General features: G+C 73.9%; 19 protein-coding genes. 10 read left to right on the top strand and 9 right to left on the bottom strand.

Annotated features, from left to right (window positions below; all coding sequences use genetic code 11):
* Positions 1-193 precede the first annotated feature (193 nt).
* Both KJP73_RS15490 and KJP73_RS15485 read left to right on the top strand, forming a co-directional pair.
* Positions 194-898 (top strand): Atu4866 domain-containing protein, encoded by a 705-nt coding sequence (locus KJP73_RS15490; RefSeq protein ID WP_213283769.1) that lies wholly within the window; start codon positions 194-196, stop codon positions 896-898.
* 94 nt (positions 899-992) lie between these two features.
* A complete protein-coding gene (locus KJP73_RS15485; RefSeq protein WP_213283768.1) occupies positions 993-1,328 on the top strand; it encodes a cytoplasmic protein in 336 nt (111 codons plus the stop codon).
* Positions 1,329-1,381: 53 nt separating this feature from the next.
* Here the strand turns inward: KJP73_RS15485 and KJP73_RS15480 are convergent, their stop codons facing one another.
* The gene (locus KJP73_RS15480; protein WP_213283767.1) at positions 1,382-2,320 is read right to left on the bottom strand and encodes an NADP-dependent oxidoreductase; all 939 of its coding nucleotides are present in this window, start codon (positions 2,318-2,320) and stop codon (positions 1,382-1,384) included.
* A 113-nt stretch (positions 2,321-2,433) separates the two neighbouring features.
* Here KJP73_RS15480 and KJP73_RS15475 point away from each other — a divergent pair, with 113 nt between their 5' ends.
* Together KJP73_RS15475 and KJP73_RS15470 are read left to right on the top strand one after the other, a co-directional pair.
* Positions 2,434-2,952 (top strand): MarR family winged helix-turn-helix transcriptional regulator, encoded by a 519-nt coding sequence (locus KJP73_RS15475; protein ID WP_213283766.1) that lies wholly within the window; start codon positions 2,434-2,436, stop codon positions 2,950-2,952.
* A gap of 226 nt (positions 2,953-3,178) precedes the next feature.
* On the top strand, positions 3,179-4,387 hold the full coding sequence (locus KJP73_RS15470) for a glycoside hydrolase family 26 protein (RefSeq protein ID WP_249669439.1): 1,209 nt from the start codon (positions 3,179-3,181) through the stop codon (positions 4,385-4,387).
* Positions 4,388-4,480: 93 nt separating this feature from the next.
* Here KJP73_RS15470 and KJP73_RS15465 read toward each other — a convergent pair whose 3' ends face one another.
* Together KJP73_RS15465 and KJP73_RS15460 are read right to left on the bottom strand one after the other, a co-directional pair.
* A complete protein-coding gene (locus tag KJP73_RS15465) occupies positions 4,481-5,074 on the bottom strand; it encodes a GNAT family N-acetyltransferase (RefSeq protein ID WP_213283765.1) in 594 nt (197 codons plus the stop codon).
* A 93-nt stretch (positions 5,075-5,167) separates the two neighbouring features.
* A complete protein-coding gene (locus KJP73_RS15460; RefSeq protein WP_213283764.1) occupies positions 5,168-6,358 on the bottom strand; it encodes an MFS transporter in 1,191 nt (396 codons plus the stop codon).
* A gap of 82 nt (positions 6,359-6,440) precedes the next feature.
* Here KJP73_RS15460 and KJP73_RS15455 point away from each other — a divergent pair, with 82 nt between their 5' ends.
* Complete coding sequence (locus KJP73_RS15455; protein WP_213283763.1) at positions 6,441-6,929, top strand: winged helix-turn-helix transcriptional regulator; 489 nt, start codon at positions 6,441-6,443, stop codon at positions 6,927-6,929.
* Between the two features lie 71 nt (positions 6,930-7,000).
* Here the strand turns inward: KJP73_RS15455 and KJP73_RS15450 are convergent, their stop codons facing one another.
* Entirely contained in the window at positions 7,001-7,657 is a 657-nt protein-coding gene (locus tag KJP73_RS15450; protein ID WP_213283762.1) for a CGNR zinc finger domain-containing protein, read from the bottom strand.
* On the opposite strand from KJP73_RS15450, the gene KJP73_RS15445 reads away from it, so the two are divergent.
* Positions 7,604-8,581, top strand: coding sequence for a phosphotriesterase family protein (locus KJP73_RS15445; protein ID WP_213283761.1), 978 nt, complete (start codon positions 7,604-7,606; stop codon positions 8,579-8,581). The two genes, KJP73_RS15450 and KJP73_RS15445, sit on opposite strands and share 54 nt — an antisense overlap.
* Before the next feature lie 70 nt (positions 8,582-8,651).
* On the opposite strand, the gene KJP73_RS15440 is transcribed toward KJP73_RS15445, so the two are convergent.
* The gene (locus KJP73_RS15440; protein WP_213283760.1) at positions 8,652-9,389 is read right to left on the bottom strand and encodes an alpha/beta fold hydrolase; all 738 of its coding nucleotides are present in this window, start codon (positions 9,387-9,389) and stop codon (positions 8,652-8,654) included.
* A 70-nt stretch (positions 9,390-9,459) separates the two neighbouring features.
* Here KJP73_RS15440 and KJP73_RS15435 point away from each other — a divergent pair, with 70 nt between their 5' ends.
* Positions 9,460-10,152: a helix-turn-helix transcriptional regulator gene (locus KJP73_RS15435; RefSeq protein WP_213283759.1), complete on the top strand. Its 693-nt coding sequence runs from the start codon at positions 9,460-9,462 to the stop codon at positions 10,150-10,152.
* Entirely contained in the window at positions 10,149-10,646 is a 498-nt protein-coding gene (locus KJP73_RS15430) for a hypothetical protein (RefSeq protein WP_213283758.1), read from the top strand. The genes KJP73_RS15435 and KJP73_RS15430 overlap by 4 nt, the downstream gene beginning before the upstream one ends.
* A gap of 21 nt (positions 10,647-10,667) precedes the next feature.
* On the opposite strand, the gene KJP73_RS15425 is transcribed toward KJP73_RS15430, so the two are convergent.
* Entirely contained in the window at positions 10,668-11,111 is a 444-nt protein-coding gene (locus KJP73_RS15425) for a nitroreductase/quinone reductase family protein (protein WP_213283757.1), read from the bottom strand.
* On the bottom strand, positions 11,104-11,895 hold the full coding sequence (locus KJP73_RS15420) for an SDR family oxidoreductase (RefSeq protein WP_213283756.1): 792 nt from the start codon (positions 11,893-11,895) through the stop codon (positions 11,104-11,106). The genes KJP73_RS15425 and KJP73_RS15420 overlap by 8 nt, the downstream gene beginning before the upstream one ends.
* A gap of 113 nt (positions 11,896-12,008) precedes the next feature.
* On the opposite strand from KJP73_RS15420, the gene KJP73_RS15415 reads away from it, so the two are divergent.
* On the top strand, positions 12,009-12,620 hold the full coding sequence (locus KJP73_RS15415) for a TetR/AcrR family transcriptional regulator (protein WP_249669447.1): 612 nt from the start codon (positions 12,009-12,011) through the stop codon (positions 12,618-12,620).
* 92 nt (positions 12,621-12,712) lie between these two features.
* Here KJP73_RS15415 and KJP73_RS15410 read toward each other — a convergent pair whose 3' ends face one another.
* Together KJP73_RS15410 and KJP73_RS15405 are read right to left on the bottom strand one after the other, a co-directional pair.
* Complete coding sequence (locus tag KJP73_RS15410; protein ID WP_213283754.1) at positions 12,713-13,411, bottom strand: hypothetical protein; 699 nt, start codon at positions 13,409-13,411, stop codon at positions 12,713-12,715.
* 142 nt (positions 13,412-13,553) lie between these two features.
* Positions 13,554-14,534, bottom strand: a complete 981-nt coding sequence (locus tag KJP73_RS15405) for a phosphotransferase enzyme family protein (protein ID WP_213283753.1) — start codon at positions 14,532-14,534, stop codon at positions 13,554-13,556.
* A gap of 147 nt (positions 14,535-14,681) precedes the next feature.
* Between KJP73_RS15405 and KJP73_RS15400 the strand changes: the two genes are divergently transcribed.
* Positions 14,682-15,299, top strand: a complete 618-nt coding sequence (locus KJP73_RS15400) for a VanZ family protein (RefSeq protein WP_213283752.1) — start codon at positions 14,682-14,684, stop codon at positions 15,297-15,299.
* Positions 15,300-15,313: the final 14 nt, after the last annotated feature.

Here is a 15,313-nt window from a genome sequence, read left to right as displayed (position 1 = left end):
ATCGCGACCTCCTGTCTGGGGGGTTCTGCGTCGTCGGTGTGGGGGCGGGTGGGCCCCGCACCACCAGGAAACCGAGCCGCGGGCGGGCGTGCCTGGGTGCGTCACGGCCTGGTTGGCAGGGCGTCGCGGGGCGACGGTGACCGCGGGGGAGCGGCCGGGCTGGCCGGCCCCGGGTCCGGAGGAGAGGAACGCGATGGCACGGCAGGACGACCTCGACGGTGCGGCGGCGGAGGACGCCGGTCGCGCGTCGGCCGGGGGTGGGCACGCTGCCCGCGTCGTCCTCACCGGTGCGCTGGTCCGGACGCTCGACGACGTCGTCGGCGACCTGGCCGTCGGTGACGTGCTCATCGAGGACGGCGTCGTGACCGCGGTCGGTCACGACCTCGTCGCCGCCGCCGGCCGGGGCGCCCGGGTCGTCGACTGCGCGGGCACGACCCTGGTGCCCGCCGCCGCACCGGCCTCGCGCCGCGTGGGCGCGCTGGCACCCGGCAGCCCGGCGACGTTCGGCGTGCTGCCGACGCGGGCCACGCGGCCCGGCCCGCTCGAGGAGGTCGTCTGGTACGACGACGAGGCGACGCTGTGGGTCGACGGCGCGCCCAGCCGTCCAGGGGGTGACCGCGGGCGGACGCGGCGGAGTGCGGCGGTGCGGGCGGCCCGATCCGTCGAGAGCCCGCTCGTCGGCGCCTGGTACGACGACCGGGCCGACGTCCTCCAGGAGCTCGGCGCCGACGGCCGGTACGACGAGACCCGCGGCGGGCGGCGGCACGCCTACCAGGGGTCCTTCTGGGTGCACGGCGACCGGGTCGTGTACCGGGACGACCTGGGGTTCTGGGCGTACGCGACGCTGCGGGGCGCCACGCTGCACCACGCGCACTTCCGGTTCCACCGCCGGGCCTGACACCGAGTACGCCGGCTCCTGCGGGGGAGGCCTGGTCAACGGGCGGGCGCACTGCCATGCTCGACCCAGGCTGTGCTGCCGACGGAGGTGCGTGGTGGGTCTCGATCCCTGTGCGACCGACCCGGACCACTACGTGGTCGTCTTCGAGAACGAGCAGGTGCGGGTGCTCGAGTACCGCGACCAGCCCGGCGTCCGGACCCATCCGCACGAGCACCCCGACAGCGTGATGTACGCGCTCAGCACCTTCCGGCGACGCCTGCACGCGCCCGGCGGTGGCTCTCGTGACGTGGCGGTGGAGGCCGGCAGCACCCTGTGGCTGCCGGCGCAGGAGCACGCCGGCGAGAACATCGGCGACACCGACACGCACGTCGTGTTCGTCGAGCTGAAGGGTGCGGCGCGGGAGCCGGGCGCGTCGGTCGCCGCCGGGTGAGGAGCGGGGCCTCCGCCTCTCACCTGGCGGCGTCCTGGGACCGCCCGCCGTGGTCACGCGGCCGGCGGGAGGATCACGACCTTGCCGTGCACCTGACCGGCTTCCGCCAGCTCGTGGAGCGCGGGGACCTCGCTGAGCGGCACCCTGCTGGCGATCTCGACGCGCAGCTCCCCGCTGTCCACGAGGGCGACGAGCCGGGACAGCACGTCCGCGTCCGGGTGCACGAAGACCGTCGCGGCGCGCACCCCGCGCTCCTCGTCGCCGGGCGTGGGGACCATCGGCGTCGTGGACACGACCGCGCCGCCGTCCCGCACCCGCGCGACGAGGGCGGTGAAGTCCTCCGCGGTGATGGGTGCGAGGTTGAGCAGGACGTCGACCGGCTCGGCCACCGCGTCGAGGAGCGAGGTCGTGGTGTGGTCGACGATCTCGTCGGCGCCCGCGGCGCGCACGCTGTCCCAGCTGCGCGGGCTCGCGGTGGCGACGACCTGGGCACCGGCTCGCTTCGCGAGCTGCACGGCGTACCCGCCCACGGGGCCGCCGGCACCGTTGACGAGCAGTCGCTGCCCTGCCTCCAGCCCGCCGGCCTCGAACAGCGCCTGCCAGGCGGTGAGCCCGACGGACGGCATCCCGGCCGCGTCGGCCAGGGGGATGCGGGTCGGGGCCGGCACCAGCGCGTCGGCAGGCGCCACGACGTACTCGGCGGCCGAGCCGTCCGTCGCCATGGGGAGGAACCCCACGACGGCGTCGCCGACCGCGAGGCCGTCGACCCCCTCGCCGAGCGCGTCGACCGTGCCGGAGACGTCGTAGCCGGGGATGTGGGGGAGCGTGACCGGGATGGGCAGGAACCCGCCGCGCATCCCGCCGTCGGCGGGGTTGAACGCCGAGCCGGCGACCCGGACGCGCACCTGCCCGGCGCCGGGCACGGGCTGGGGGGCGTCCTCGTAGCGCAGGACCTCGGGGCCACCGGTCTGGTGGAAGCGCACTGCCTTCATGGTCGTTCTCCGTCCGCGATGTGCTTCGGTTTCGAAGCAAGTACCGGTGACGCTAGTACTGCTTCGAATCAGAAGCAAGTACTACGGGTTCGAAGCACCGGTACACTCACGACATGACGTCGACCCCGCGGTCCCTGGATGCCACCGAGCTCGGCGCGTACTTCGCGCTCATCGAGGCGAGCAGCCTGCTCAGGCACACCGTCGAGCAGCAGCTGCAGGAGGCCGGAGCGCTGAGCTACGTGCAGTTCCAGCTGCTGGCCACGCTGGGTGACGCGCCGCAGGGCAGCCGGCGGATGACGGACCTGGCCGACGGCGTCGTCTACAGCCGCAGCGGGCTGACCTACCAGGCGCAGGCGCTCGAGAAGCGCGGCCTCGTCGTCCGCGCGCCGGCGCTCGACGACGAGCGCAGCGTCACCGTCAGCATCACCGACGAGGGTCGCGCGGTCCTCGCCGGCGTCATGCCGGGCCACGTGGCCGTCGTCGACGACCTGCTGCTCGCGCCGCTGACGCGCGAGGACATCGAGACGCTCACCGACATCCTCGGGCGCGCGCGGGACCACATGCGCCGCACCCCGCCGCGGTCGGCGGCGTCGCGCCGGCGCAAGGCTGCCGCTGGGGCCGACGAGAGCTGACTCCGGACCTCGGACTCATCCCGAGCGAACGCCGATAATGGACGTTATGTCAGATCGGACTGCGTACCGCACCTGATGGACCACGCCGACGGCGCCACCCTCCCCGGGCGGGGGCCGCGGGTTCAGCGACGGCCGACGCCGGAGCGGCCGCCGCCCCATCTCGCGCGGTCGCGCGCAGCGGGTGACGATCGGGGGGTTGTCCCGTCCCTCGCGAGGAGCTGGTTCTGTGACCCGTCGTACCCGCACCGCGACCAGCGCCGTGCTCGCCGGCCTGGGTGCCGCGGCCCTCGTCACGGCGTGCTCCCCCGGCCCGGGCGACGCTCCGTCGCCGACGCCCGCGGCGGAGCGGTGCGCCGCCGCGCTCCCCTCGCAGGCGTTGCCCGTCGACGGCGTGGCGGTCGGCGTCAACCCCGACTGGGGCAGCGAGACGCTGACGGAGTTCACGGAGAGGACCGGGATCGAACCGGCGGCCGCGGTGTCCTTCAGCACGGTGCCGCTCGACGAGACCGACGTCGCGAACGTGCGGGCCGCCGCCGAGCAGGTGGCCGGGCCGGGCGGCGTGCTGGTGCTGACGCTCGAGCCCGCCGACGGGCTGGGCGCCGTCACGGACGCGGTCGTCGCGGACCTCGTCGACCTGCTCGTGGAGATCAACGAGTCGGGCGTCCCGGTGCTGCTGCGCTTCGCCCACGAGATGAACGGCTCCTGGTACGCGTGGGGGCAGCAGCCGACTGCCTACGTCGAGACGTTCCGCCGGGTGGCCGCCGCCGTGCACGAAGGTGCACCCGGTACCGAGACCCTGTGGGCGCCGAACTACGGCGGCGGGTACCCGTTCCCCGATGGGCAGTACAAGGTCGAGCCGGGGACAGCCGACCACGTGGTGCTCGACACCGACGGCGACGGTGCGGTGACCGCGGTCGACGACCCCTACGCCCCCTACTACCCCGGCGACGACGCGGTGGACTGGGTCGGGATGTCGCTCTACCACTGGGGCGACGCGTACCCCTGGGGCGAGGACGAGGTGCCGGAGCCGGACAAGTTCGTCGACCAGCTGACCGGCTCCTACGTCGGTGCGGCGGGCGACGAGTCCGCGGTGCCGGACTTCGCGGCCGACTACGCGCAGGCCCGCGGCAAGCCTCTGGCGATTCCCGAGACCGCGGCGTTCGTCACCGCCGGTGCCGACGCCGCTACCGCGATGGCGATCAAGCAGGCGTGGTGGCGCCAGATCCTGTCGGAGGACGTGCGCGAGCGGGTGCCCACGCTGCGGCTGGTCGACTGGTTCGACTGGGACAAGTACGAGGTGGAGGTCGGTGGCGACGTGCGCTGGTCGCTCAGCGGAGACCCCGACGTGGCCGCGGCGTTCCGCGCCGACCTGCCGGACTGGGTGCGGCAGGCACCGGACGTCGCGGCGTGCGGACAGCGCGACGCGACCCCCTGACGGCCGCCGACGCGAGGACGACCACACGGGGTACCCAGAGGTGCCAGTAGTGGTCGTGGGACGCCGGCGGTAGACGTTCGAGTCGCTCGACGGTCAAGGGCCTGTCGGATCCCACTCGTCGGCGAGCAGCGCGTAGGCGACGCTGTCGAGCCACTGGCCGGAGCGGTGCAGCGCGTCACGGACCGCGTGGGTCTCCCGACGCATCCCCACGCGCTCCATCAGCCGCCAGGAGGCCTCGTTGTCGAGGAAGCAGTTCGCGACGACACGGCGGACCCCGAGGGTGGCGAAGCAGTAGCTCACGATCGCGCGGACCGCTTCAGTCGCGTACCCGCGGGCGCTGTAGCGGGGGTCGAGGACCCAGCCGAGCTCGACCTGGGTGCCCGCCGCCCGGTCGGTGACCTCGAGCTGGGCCCAGGCGTCCTCGCGGCGGAGCATGAAGTCGCCGATGACGGTGCCGTCGAGCAGCTCGACGACGACGGTGGTCGCGAGCCGTTCGGGGTCGGTGAACAGCGCCCTGTAGCCGTCGAGGTCGGGCGGGCAGCCGGTGAGCCACTCGTTGACGGTCTCGAGCTGCCGGAAGGTCCAGGTGGCGTCGACGTCCTCGACGGTGGCCGGCCGCAGCCGGAGGCGCTCGGTGGTGAGTGCGTGGTCCAGGCCGCGAGTGGTGTCGCCGCGAACGGTGGTCATGCCGGTGCTCCTGCTGGGTGGGGTGACGGGCCGGTGGCTCGGCGACGATCTGCGGTCATCATCCTCGAGCGGGCGGGTTTCGGGGGTCCACGCTCACGCTCCGACGGTCGCTCGGGGGTGAGTTGTCCGGGCGGCACGCACGGCAGGCACGCCGAGCGCCCAGGTGAGCAGTCCCGCGCCGGCGAACACCGCGCCGAGAAGGGCACAGCCGGCCCACCCCGCCGCGCCGTAGACCGCGGTCGTGCTCGCCGCGCCGGTCGCCGAGCCGAGCGAGTAGAAGACCATGTAGGCGCCGATCGTCGTGGAGACGCGGTCGGCGTGCCGGGCCACGAGGAGGTGCTGGTTGCCGACGTGGACGGCCTGCACCGCGAAGTCGAGCGCGATCACGCCGATCGTCAACAGGGTCAGAGTCCAGGGCAGCTGCCCGATCAGCATCCACGAGGCGAGCAGGACCGCCAGGGCGATGCCGCTGACCGCGTTCGCCTGCCCGGCGTCCGCCCGCCGGCCGGCACGGCTGGCACCGAGGGCACCCGCGAGGCCGGCGAGACCGAAGAGGCCGATCTGCACCTGGGTCAGGTGCCACGGTGCGCCGGACAGCGGCAGGGCCATCCCGCTCCACAGCGTCCCGAACGAGGCGAAGAGGAAGAACGCGATCAGTCCTCGGCTCAGGAACGCCGGGTCGACGAACAGCCGGCCGGCCTCCCGGAGCAGGTCGGCGTACCGCCGCGAGGGTGACCGCTCGGCAGCAGGGAGCAGGAGGAGCGCGGCCACTGCCAGCGACGCCGCCACCACCGACAGGGTGAGGTAGACGCTGCGCCACCCCCACAGGTCCGCCACTCCCCCGGCCAGCAGCCGGGAGCCGAGGATGCCGATGACGACTCCCGACGTCACGAAACCAAGCGTGCGGCCGCGCTCGCCCGGCGCAGATGCGGCGGCGGCATAGGCGACGGTGGTCTGCACGACCACGGCGAACAGGCCGGACAGCGCCAGGCCACCGAAGGCGACCCAGGCGACGGGGGCGGCCGCGACCGTCAGCAGCCCGATGGCGACCACCACCAGGTGCACCGCGATCAGACGCCTGCGGTCGACGAGGTCACCGAGCGGCACCAGGAGGACCAGGCCCACCAGGTAGCCGACCTGCCCCGCGGCGACGAGCCAGCCGAGCACGTCCGTCGGTACGCCGAGGCCGCGGCCCATGTCGGCGAGGATGGGCTGAGCCGCGTACACGGCCGCCACCGCGACGGCGCAGATGACGGCCAGCAGTGTCTTGGTCCTGAGCGTCACGGCACCCCTACAATGGTTGCAAATCGATACTCAATGGACCGTAGAGCACGATGGTTGCGAATCGCAACTCTTGGGAGGCGTCATGTCCGAGCCGAACGGCAGTGCGCGGTGGACGGACCCGGAGTGCCCCGTCGCCCGGGCGGCCGACGTGGTCGGCGACCGGTGGAGCATCCTGATCGTCCGCGACGCGATGGACGGCGCGCGCACCTTCACCGACTTCCAGAAGCGCACCGGCATCGCGCGCAACATCCTCACCGACCGGCTCCGCAAGCTGTCGGCCGCCGGGCTCGTCGACCAGGTCGACGCGCCCTCCGGCAAGCGCAAGCACTACGAGCTCACGGCAGCCGGCGAGGACCTGTTTCCCGTCGTCCTCGCGCTTCGCCACTGGGGAGAGCGACACGCCTTCGCGGAGGGAGAGGCCCACTCGACGCTCGTCGACGCACAGGGCGCCCCCGTCGCTCCCGCTGTGCCCGTCGGCGTCGACGGCACTCCCCTGACGAGCCGCAACACCCGCGTCGTCTCCGTCGCTGGGGATCCCGCGCGGCTCCAGGCCCAGGGCATCCCGGGCTGACCACGCCGCTGCGCGAGTCGCCGACGGCCTGGGGCGGGCGGCCACTCCCCGGGTCGCGACGGTGGTGCGGCTCAGCCCGACGAGGACGCCGCGGCGCGGTGGGCTCGGACCCGGCCTCGTGACGCGCACGCCGGTGCTGGGCACCATCGCCGACGGCTGGACGGGTCGAGGAACACCCACCGGCAGTCGGACTCGGCGCACTCCTTCAAGGAGGCGCGGTCCGGCCCGCGCACCGAGACGAGTGCTTGGACGGCGATCGACGCACGCGCCAGCGCACAGCTGACGGGCTCGGCACTCGGGCTGAGGGCGCCGTCACCGGCAGCGCCGGCCGTCGCGGTCACCGACGCACGTGCCTGCTCATGGGGTGGGCGCTGCTCCACGGCGGCCATGGCGAGCTCGCGCAGTGCTTCACGGAGCGCGACGAGCTCGTCCCGGTCGCTCTCGGTCGGGTCCTCGGCGGGAGGCAGGCCGACGAGGGTCAGCCAGTCACGCGCCGACGCGACGTCGGGGAGCCGTTCCACCGGGCGGGCCCCGAACGACTGCCCGCGCGTCGCGAGCAGGTTCAACCAGGTCGCGCCGCCGTCGGTACGGAACCGGTCACCCATGCCGCACATCGTCACGGTTCGGCCGTTAAGATCCGCCGAGCGGATGTGCCGAGACGACCAGGAGCGGTGATGGACGACCCGGATGCCGTCGTCCGCACGGTCCTCGCCGACGTGGCCCCCCACACCGTGGGCAGTACCGACTCCCACGACCACCTGTTCATCCGCACCCCGCTCCTGGCCGGCCAGGAGCTCGACGACCTCGCCCGAGCCCGCGAGCAGCTCACCCGGTTCCAGGCGGCCGGCGGCCGCACCGTGGTCCAGTGGACCCCCGCCGGACTGGGTCGGCGTCTCGACGACCTGCGACGCCTCAGCCTGGCGACCGGGGTCCAGATCGTGGCGGCGACGGGACGGCACCGGCGTGAGGTCTACCCCGCGAGCGCGTCGATCTCGGAGCTCGACAGCGAGCACCTCACCGACTGGTTCGTCCGCGACATCACCGAACGCCGCTGCGGGCTGGTCAAGGTCGGCACCGGCCCCGGGAGTCTGAGTGACGACGAGCGCGAGAGCCTCCTCGCCGCCGCTCACGCCTCAGTGCTCACCGGGGCGCCGATCGCCGTCCACCTCGAAGGTGGCGCCGGCGCGGAACGCGTCCTCCGGATCCTGGGAGAGGAAGGCGTGGCCGCTCACAAAGTCGTCCTGGGCCACCTCGGCCGCAATCCCGACCTGCAGGAGCTCCTCGAGACAGCGTCCAGCGGAGCGTGGCTCTGCCTCGACAGCCCCGCCCCGTCGTACGGCACGACCACGCAGGGACTTCGCGCCCAGGTCGAGCTGCTCGCGAGCGAGGGCTACGCCGGCCAGATCCTGCTCGGCGCCGACACCACCACCGCTGCCGCGCTCGCCACGGGGCGCGACGCTGCGGGCCTGCTGGAGTGGACGCGAACCGGACCCCACGCCATCGACGTCGCACTTGCGCAGCTCGCGCTCGGCGCCAACCCGGCGCGAGCCTGGGCGTTCAAGCCTCACGAGGACGCTGCGTACGACGAGCGAGCCGGCGGTGTGCACGCTCCGGACGACACTCGCCGCCCACCTCACGCTCAGGACGCGTGACGCATGACGCCCGCGGTGGGGACCGAGGGTGCCGGCCTGCGCGGCCGGCCCCCTCGGCGGGACGTCCGGTTCAGCTGACCTCGGAGCTCGCTGCCGTGGCGAGGAGGCGGGCCAGGTCCTCCGGGCGGCTCCACATGGGCCAGTGGCCGGTCGGAAGGTCGACGACGTCGACGTGCTCGAGCTTCGCGACCTCGGCGAACACGGGGTGACCGGCGCCGGCCAGCTCCATCACCTGGGCACCCGGGATCGAGCAGCACACCAGCGTCGTCGGGACCCGCAGACGGGCGTCGTCGGTCAGCTCGACCGGCTGGCGGAGGACCGGGCCCGGCTGCGGGACGGCTCGCGCGCGGAAGCGGTCGAGGCTGTCGTTGCTCAAGCCGTCGAGGCTCGCCTGCTCCCGCAGCACCTCGAAGGGCGGCAGGGGCAGCTCGTCCAGGTCGTCCGGGGCGAAGACGGTCCCGGGCGCGACCGGCCCGCTGTCGACCCAGACCACGCGGCGCACGAGCTCGGGGTGCCGGTCGAGCACGAGGCTGACCGGGGCGTTCGCTCCGCTGTGCGCCACGATCACCACCGGCTGCCCGGCCCCGGCGTCGTCGATGGCCTGCTCGATCGCCGCTGCCTGGTCGTCCAGTGTTCTGGACGCGCGCTCGGGGTCGGTCGGGTCGAGGCCGGGGAGCGTCATCGGGACCGCTCGCCTGCCGGCGGCCGTCATGTGCTGCACCACCTCGTCCCAGGCCCACGCCCCCAGCCAGTGGCCGGCGATGAGGAGGATGGTCGGTTCGCTCGTCGTGCTCGTCGTGCTCGTCATGCAGCGATGCTCGCAAGCCCGCAGGACAGCGGTATGTCACCATTTCTGACATGAATTCCGGGGGCCGACCGTGAGGCGGGCAGAGCGGCTGCACGCGCTGTCCGAGATGCTGCGCCGTCACGGGTCCCGCGGGTGCACCGCGGAGCGCCTGGCTGCGGAGTTCGGGGTGTCGGTGCGGACGGTGAAGCGGGATCTCGCGGCGCTCGAGAGCAGCGGTGCGCCGATCTGGTCGCGTCCGGGGCCCGGTGGTGGGTACGGTCTCGCCGCTCGGGCGAACCTTCCGCCGATCAGCCTGTCCCCCGCCCAGGCGGTCGCCCTGCTCGCGGCCGTCTCCGCCGCCTCCGACGCCCCCTACGCGGATCTCGCGTCGGCCGGCGTGCGGAAGATCCTGGACGTCCTGGACCCCGCCACCCGGAAGAAGGCGGACGATCTCGCGGGCCGCGTGTGGGTGGACGCGCCCCCGTCGTCGTCGCGCGCGATCCGGTCCGCGCTCGAGGAGGCGATGGCCGAGCAGCGCGTCGTGCGGATCCGGTACGTCGCGGGCGACGGCAGCACGTCGACCCGTGACGTCGAGCCGATCATGTTCGGGTCGAGGAGCGGCCGGTGGTACCTGATCGGCTGGTGCCGCCTGCGCAGCGACATCCGCTGGTTCCTCGTGACGCGGATCGAGCACGCCAGCGTGACCACGTCCCCCTGCGGTGACCACGGCGTCGAGGAGGTCGGCACTCCCCCGCCGACGGCGCGGTCCGTGCAGACACCATGAGACGTACCCGCTCCGCCCGGCTCACGTTCGACCTGCCGGTCGCGCTGCTCGAGCTGCTCTACGTTCGAGCAGCCCTCGCCCTCGACGTCCTTCCCGACGTGCCGCAGATCGTCTCGGCGCCCCAGCCGGTGCCACCACCTCCGGGTGCGGAGGACGTCTGGGTGGCGCGATACCGCGCGCTCGTCGACAAGGCCGACCTCTGGCCCAGCGGGGGCACGGGTGTGCTGACACTCGTCGGCGACGACTCGTGGGAGTCCGATGCGCAGACGTGGATCAGAGAGCAGCGCGAGACGATCATCACCACGGCCCTGACGCCGACCGGTGGAGAGGCGGACCGCCTCATGCGGCGGAGCAGGGAGCTCGAGGGCAGCGGCATCGAGAGGGTGTACGTGGTCCCCGTCGACGGTGCGCACATGTCGCGCGCCGGGTCCGGCGTCCTGCTCGTCTCGCTGACGACGTTCCTGGATGACGACGCGTGGCAGGGGGTGCCCTAGAACGGCAGCGTGAGCCTGGTCCTACCGGTCACCCGGCAGCAGCGACAGGTCGTCCAGGTCGATGCGCACCAGCGGGCTCCCGGCGATCCAGTCGTCGGCCGAGCCGATCACGTCCTGCACCCCGCCGCGGTTGTCCGGGTGCCGGAGCTCGTCGACGATCTCCCGGAGCACCCGTGCGCGCTCGGCGGGGTCGGTGACGGCGACGCCGGTGGCCGGCAGGTCGGCCCGCACGCCGTTCTTCAGGTGCACGACGATCCTCGGGTCGGCGAGGATGTTGGCGTACCAGTCCCGCCGCGCGGGCGCGGTGCTCAGGTACAGCTCGTCGCCGGCCCGGTAGAACCAGATCTCGATCCTGCGCGGGCGCCCGGAGCGCGCTCCCGTGGTCGTGAGGTCGATCGTGCGTGCCGCGGCGCTCGACGACCGGCCGAGCGACAGGGCCGCCTTGACGGCGGCGGGCTCAGGCACGGGCGCTCTCCCCTGCCGGCAGCGCAGGTCCCAGGAGCAGGCCCCCGTCGACCACGAACTCCGCGCCGGTGACGAAGGTGGCTTCGCGGGACGTCAGCCACAGCAGCATGTCGGTCACCTCGCGCGGCTCGGCCAGGCGCGGGACGGCGAAGGCGTCCGGAGAGTAGGCGTCGGCGATCGCGACGTCGGAGCCGGGCACCGGGTCGTGGACGAACGGCGTGGAGACGACGCCGGGGTGCACCGAGTTCACCCGGATGCGGTCGCGGCCGAGCTCCAGCGCGGCGGTGCGGGTCAGCCCCCGGACCGCCCACTTGGCGGCGGTGTAGGGCGCGAACAGGGCGGTGCCGACGTGGGCCATCGTCGAGACGATGTTGACGACGGAGCCACCTCCGGCGCGGCGGAGCGACGGCGCCACCGCCCGGATCCCGAGGAAGGCACCGGTGGCGTTGACCGCGAGGGCGCGCGACCAGTCGGCGGGGTCGGTGTGCTCGATCGGCGCCGGTGGCGTCTGCAGGCCGGCGTTGTTCACCAGGACGGAGATCGGCCCGAACTCCGCCTCGGTCGCCTCGACCGCACGCGACCAGTGGTCGGGCTCGGTGACGTCGAGGTGGACGAACGCGGCGCGTGCCCCGAGCTCGTGGGCCAGCGCCTCCCCCGCGTCGTCGCGGCGGCCCGCGATGACGACGCGTGCGCCCTCGGCGTGGTAGCCGCGGACGTGGGACGAACCCATCCCGCCCGTGGCTCCGGTGATGAGGACGACGTCCTCGCTGTAGCGCGTTCCCATGGTGGTTCCCTCCACGTGCAGCGAGTCGACCGACTCGCCCCACGAAGCGTGCACCCGTCGCGTGAGGCGAGTCAAGCGACTCGCGCACCGGTACGCTGAGGCCCGTGCCGGGTATGTCGTCGTTCCACGAGCGCGTCGCCGCAGACAAGCGGGCCGCGATCCTCGCCGCAGCCACCACGCTCTTCGGGAGCCAGGGGTTCGCGCGCACCTCCCTCGCGCAGGTCGCCACGGCCGCGCAGGTCTCGAAGTCCACGCTGTTCAAGCAGTTCCCCACCAAGGACTCGCTGTTCGACGCGATCGTCGACGACGTGTGGACGCCCCGGACGCAGCTCACCGCGGACCTCGATCCCGCCGACCCGGAGGCGGGCATCCGAGCACTCGGGACCGTGTACGCCGAGCTGCTGAGCCGGCCGGGGATGGCCGACCTGTTCCGCCTCGTCATCAGCGAGGCGCCGTCATCGCCGGAGCTCGGCCGCCGGCAGTTCGACCTCGGGAAGCTGCCGTTCTTCGAGGAGGTGCGTCGCTACCTCGAGGCCGCCGCCCGAGCCGGGACGCTGTCTGTCGAGGACCCCACGATGGCGGCCACCCAGATGATGGGCATGATCTCGAACTTCGTGCTGTGGCCGCGGATGTTCCTGCTCGACTGGGACCCCGGGGCCGACGCGGTCGCCCGTGCCGTCGAGGAGGCGGCGCTGACCATGTCGGCGCGGTACGCGACGCGCTAGCGGCTCGCGCCCCTCCCGGACAGCACAGTGTCGAGCTCACCGTGTCGGCGCGTCGGCGAGGCGGTCCTGAGTCAGGGCACGAGACGTGGCCGTCACGCGCTGCCCTCCCGGCGCGAGAGCGCTTCGCAGTCGACGACCGCCCGGGCAGGTGCGTCGTCCTCCGGCCGGAGGGAGAAGGACATGCCGCGCAGGACGAGGTCAGCTGTCTCACCGTCCCACGTCAGGTCGTACGTGCCCAGCGAGACGGGAGCCCAGCCGGAGTCGTACACGTCCTCCACGGGCCGGGACCGGAACGCGCCCGCCGGGGCGGCGTAGACGTCGACGCCGCCGTAGGCACGCTCGACCACGATCACCCGGCAACCCCCCGCGCTCGTCGGGCGCAGCAGATGGGCATCGCCCAGGCCGAGGCCGAAGAGGAACGCCAGACCAGCCCCCGCCCACCCGGCGAGCAGCAGTGCGAGCTTGGCGGTGTTGACCGGCCACCGCACGTACCACCGTCGGCTGCCCGGAGGCGCCCCCACCTCCTGCGCGGCGAGGCCGACGGCGGCGGCGCCCAGAGCGACGACCGTCGCGGCCACGGCGAGAGCGAGGCCCACCACGAGCGGGCTGGCGACGAACCACGCGGCCACCACCACGGGCTCGCGGATCTCGACGGCCCACGCCGCCGCCGCGACCGGGAGGAGCAGCATCGCGGCGGCGGACCACCGCAGGACGCGGGACCAACGGAGCAGGACCGTCGCCCGGCGCGGGTCTGCCGGCAGGTCCGGGTCCGGTTCTCTCAGGACGCCCATGCGCGGGACGCTAGGGGCTCGCCGCTGCCGGGGCGGCGGTTTCCGCCGGCCCGAGCAGGACGTCCACACGACGTCCACGCGGTGATCTCGCAGGTCCGCGCAGGCGGACGGCGTCAGCCCACCCGCTCGACCGAGTCGCCCCCTACGCGTCCACGTCGCGCTCGACGGCCGCCGCCCAGCCCGTGGGGTCGTCGCCCGCCGGCACGTGGCGCAGGCCCTCCGCGAGCAGCGCGGCCTCGAGCCACCGCTCCTCGACCGGCGTCAGCGGAGCAGCTTCGCGGTACCCGTCGACCAGGTGACGGCGCGCGCCGGGAGGCGGCGGGTCCCAGGCGCGGAACTGCGTCGCGATCGTCGCGGCCCCGCGGGCCAGGTCGAGCACGCGGTGCCCGAGCCCCATGGTGTCGTGGTCGAGCAGCACCGCTGCTCCGCCGTCGGCGATGAGCACGTTCGCCCCCCGCACGTCGCCGTGGAGGAGCGTCGGGGTGACGTCGAGGTCCGGCAGGTCGGCGAGCAGCGCGTCCAACCGCGCGGCGGCTCGCGGTGCGCGGGTCCGCCCGGGCGCGCCGTCCGGCAGCGCCCGGACCGGCCGCGGGTCGGCGACCCCGGCCACGGCCGGCGGCACGGGCCCGGGCAGCTCGACGTCGATCCCGGCCAGCGCGCGGTGCATCCGGGCCAGCGCCACGCCGGTCGCCCGCACGGCGGTGGCGTCCCGGGGGTCGAGCGACCGCCCCACGACCAGCGGCATGACGAACACCGACAGCCGCACGGGCCCGTCGACCACCACGCGGTGCGAGCCGTCCAGCGCCGGCAACGGCGCGGCCACCGGCAGTCCCTGGCTGCCGAGCAGGGCGACGACGTCCGCGACGGCAGCGAGCCGGGCGAACGACGGCTCCGCGGCACAGGCCTTGACGACGAACGTCCGGCCGTCGCCGTGCACCCACGCCAGCAGGTTCTGGTCGCTGAGGACCACGCGCTCGCACGTGGTGCGGAGGTCCCAGTGGTCGGCGACCGCGGCAGCGACGTGGGCACCGGCCGCGGCGGCCGAGTCGAGACCGAAGCGGTGCGAGAGCGCCGCGCGGGCGTCGACGGGCTCCCACAGCATGGTCAGCGACGGATCCCGCACGGCGCCGACCCTAGCTCGCCGGCCGAGCCGGCCACCTGACGACGATGTCCGACCCCAGGTGGATGCACGTCTCCGCGGGTCACTGCGACGCTGGCTCGTCGTCGGTACGTGCCGCCGCCGCATCCTGCCCGAGAGGTCTGTCCGCCCGTGTTCCGCCAGGTCCCCGTCCTCCCGGTCGTCGTCCCCCTGGCCGCAGCCACCCTGGCGGTGCTGCTGTGGTCCCTCGCGCGGCGTGGGCGGCTCTCGGTCCCGCGCGCCGCCCTCGCTCTCGCGCTCTGCGTGTACGCGGCGGGGATCGTGGCGAACACGGTCTTCCCGGTCTTCCTGGACAAGCCCGCCGGCAGCGCGCCCTGGAGCGACCACCTGGCCCTGGTGCCTCTGGCGGGGTACGAGATGGCCGACGCGGTGATGAACATCGTGGTGTTCGTCCCGCTCGGGATGCTGGTGCCGCTGCTCATGGTGCGGCCCTCGTGGTGGCGGACCGTGGCGGCGGCGGCGTGCGTCAGCCTCGGGATCGAGGTGACGCAGCTCGTCACCGCGCACCTGCTGGGTGGCGGGCACCTCGCTGACGTCAACGACCTGGTCTTCAACGTCGTCGGCGGCGCGGCCGGCTACCTCCTGCTCGCCGCGGTCACGCGCGTGCCCTGGGCCGCCGCCCTCGTCGAGCGCTTCCGCTGGCACGGCACCGGCCCCGAGGACCCGGCCGCGAGCACGAGCGCCACCACGGCGAGCACCCGTGCCGCCGTGCGGAAGACGGGCGCCTGACCGCTGCGGCCCAC

The organism is Cellulomonas hominis (assembly GCF_901521055.1).
Lineage (GTDB): Bacteria > Actinomycetota > Actinomycetes > Actinomycetales > Cellulomonadaceae > Cellulomonas > Cellulomonas endometrii.
Note: the sequence above shows the minus strand (reverse complement) of the source record. Positions and strands in the feature narration are given on the sequence as shown.

Excerpts from the sequence above, each read along its gene's own strand:
- KJP73_RS15430 (WP_213283758.1), top strand. The coding sequence starts at position 10,149 with ATGAGACGTACCCGCTCCGCCCGGCTCACGTTCGACCTGCCGGTCGCG.
- KJP73_RS15465 (WP_213283765.1), bottom strand. The coding sequence starts at position 5,074 with ATGACCACCGTTCGCGGCGACACCACTCGCGGCCTGGACCACGCACTC.
- KJP73_RS15475 (WP_213283766.1), top strand. The coding sequence starts at position 2,434 with ATGACGTCGACCCCGCGGTCCCTGGATGCCACCGAGCTCGGCGCGTAC.
- KJP73_RS15445 (WP_213283761.1), top strand. The coding sequence starts at position 7,604 with ATGGACGACCCGGATGCCGTCGTCCGCACGGTCCTCGCCGACGTGGCC.
- KJP73_RS15415 (WP_249669447.1), top strand. The coding sequence starts at position 12,009 with ATGTCGTCGTTCCACGAGCGCGTCGCCGCAGACAAGCGGGCCGCGATC.
- KJP73_RS15420 (WP_213283756.1), bottom strand. The coding sequence starts at position 11,895 with ATGGGAACGCGCTACAGCGAGGACGTCGTCCTCATCACCGGAGCCACG.
- KJP73_RS15490 (WP_213283769.1), top strand. The coding sequence starts at position 194 with ATGGCACGGCAGGACGACCTCGACGGTGCGGCGGCGGAGGACGCCGGT.
- KJP73_RS15440 (WP_213283760.1), bottom strand. The coding sequence starts at position 9,389 with ATGACGAGCACGACGAGCACGACGAGCGAACCGACCATCCTCCTCATC.
- KJP73_RS15480 (WP_213283767.1), bottom strand. The coding sequence starts at position 2,320 with ATGAAGGCAGTGCGCTTCCACCAGACCGGTGGCCCCGAGGTCCTGCGC.
- KJP73_RS15455 (WP_213283763.1), top strand. The coding sequence starts at position 6,441 with ATGTCCGAGCCGAACGGCAGTGCGCGGTGGACGGACCCGGAGTGCCCC.
- KJP73_RS15410 (WP_213283754.1), bottom strand. The coding sequence starts at position 13,411 with ATGGGCGTCCTGAGAGAACCGGACCCGGACCTGCCGGCAGACCCGCGC.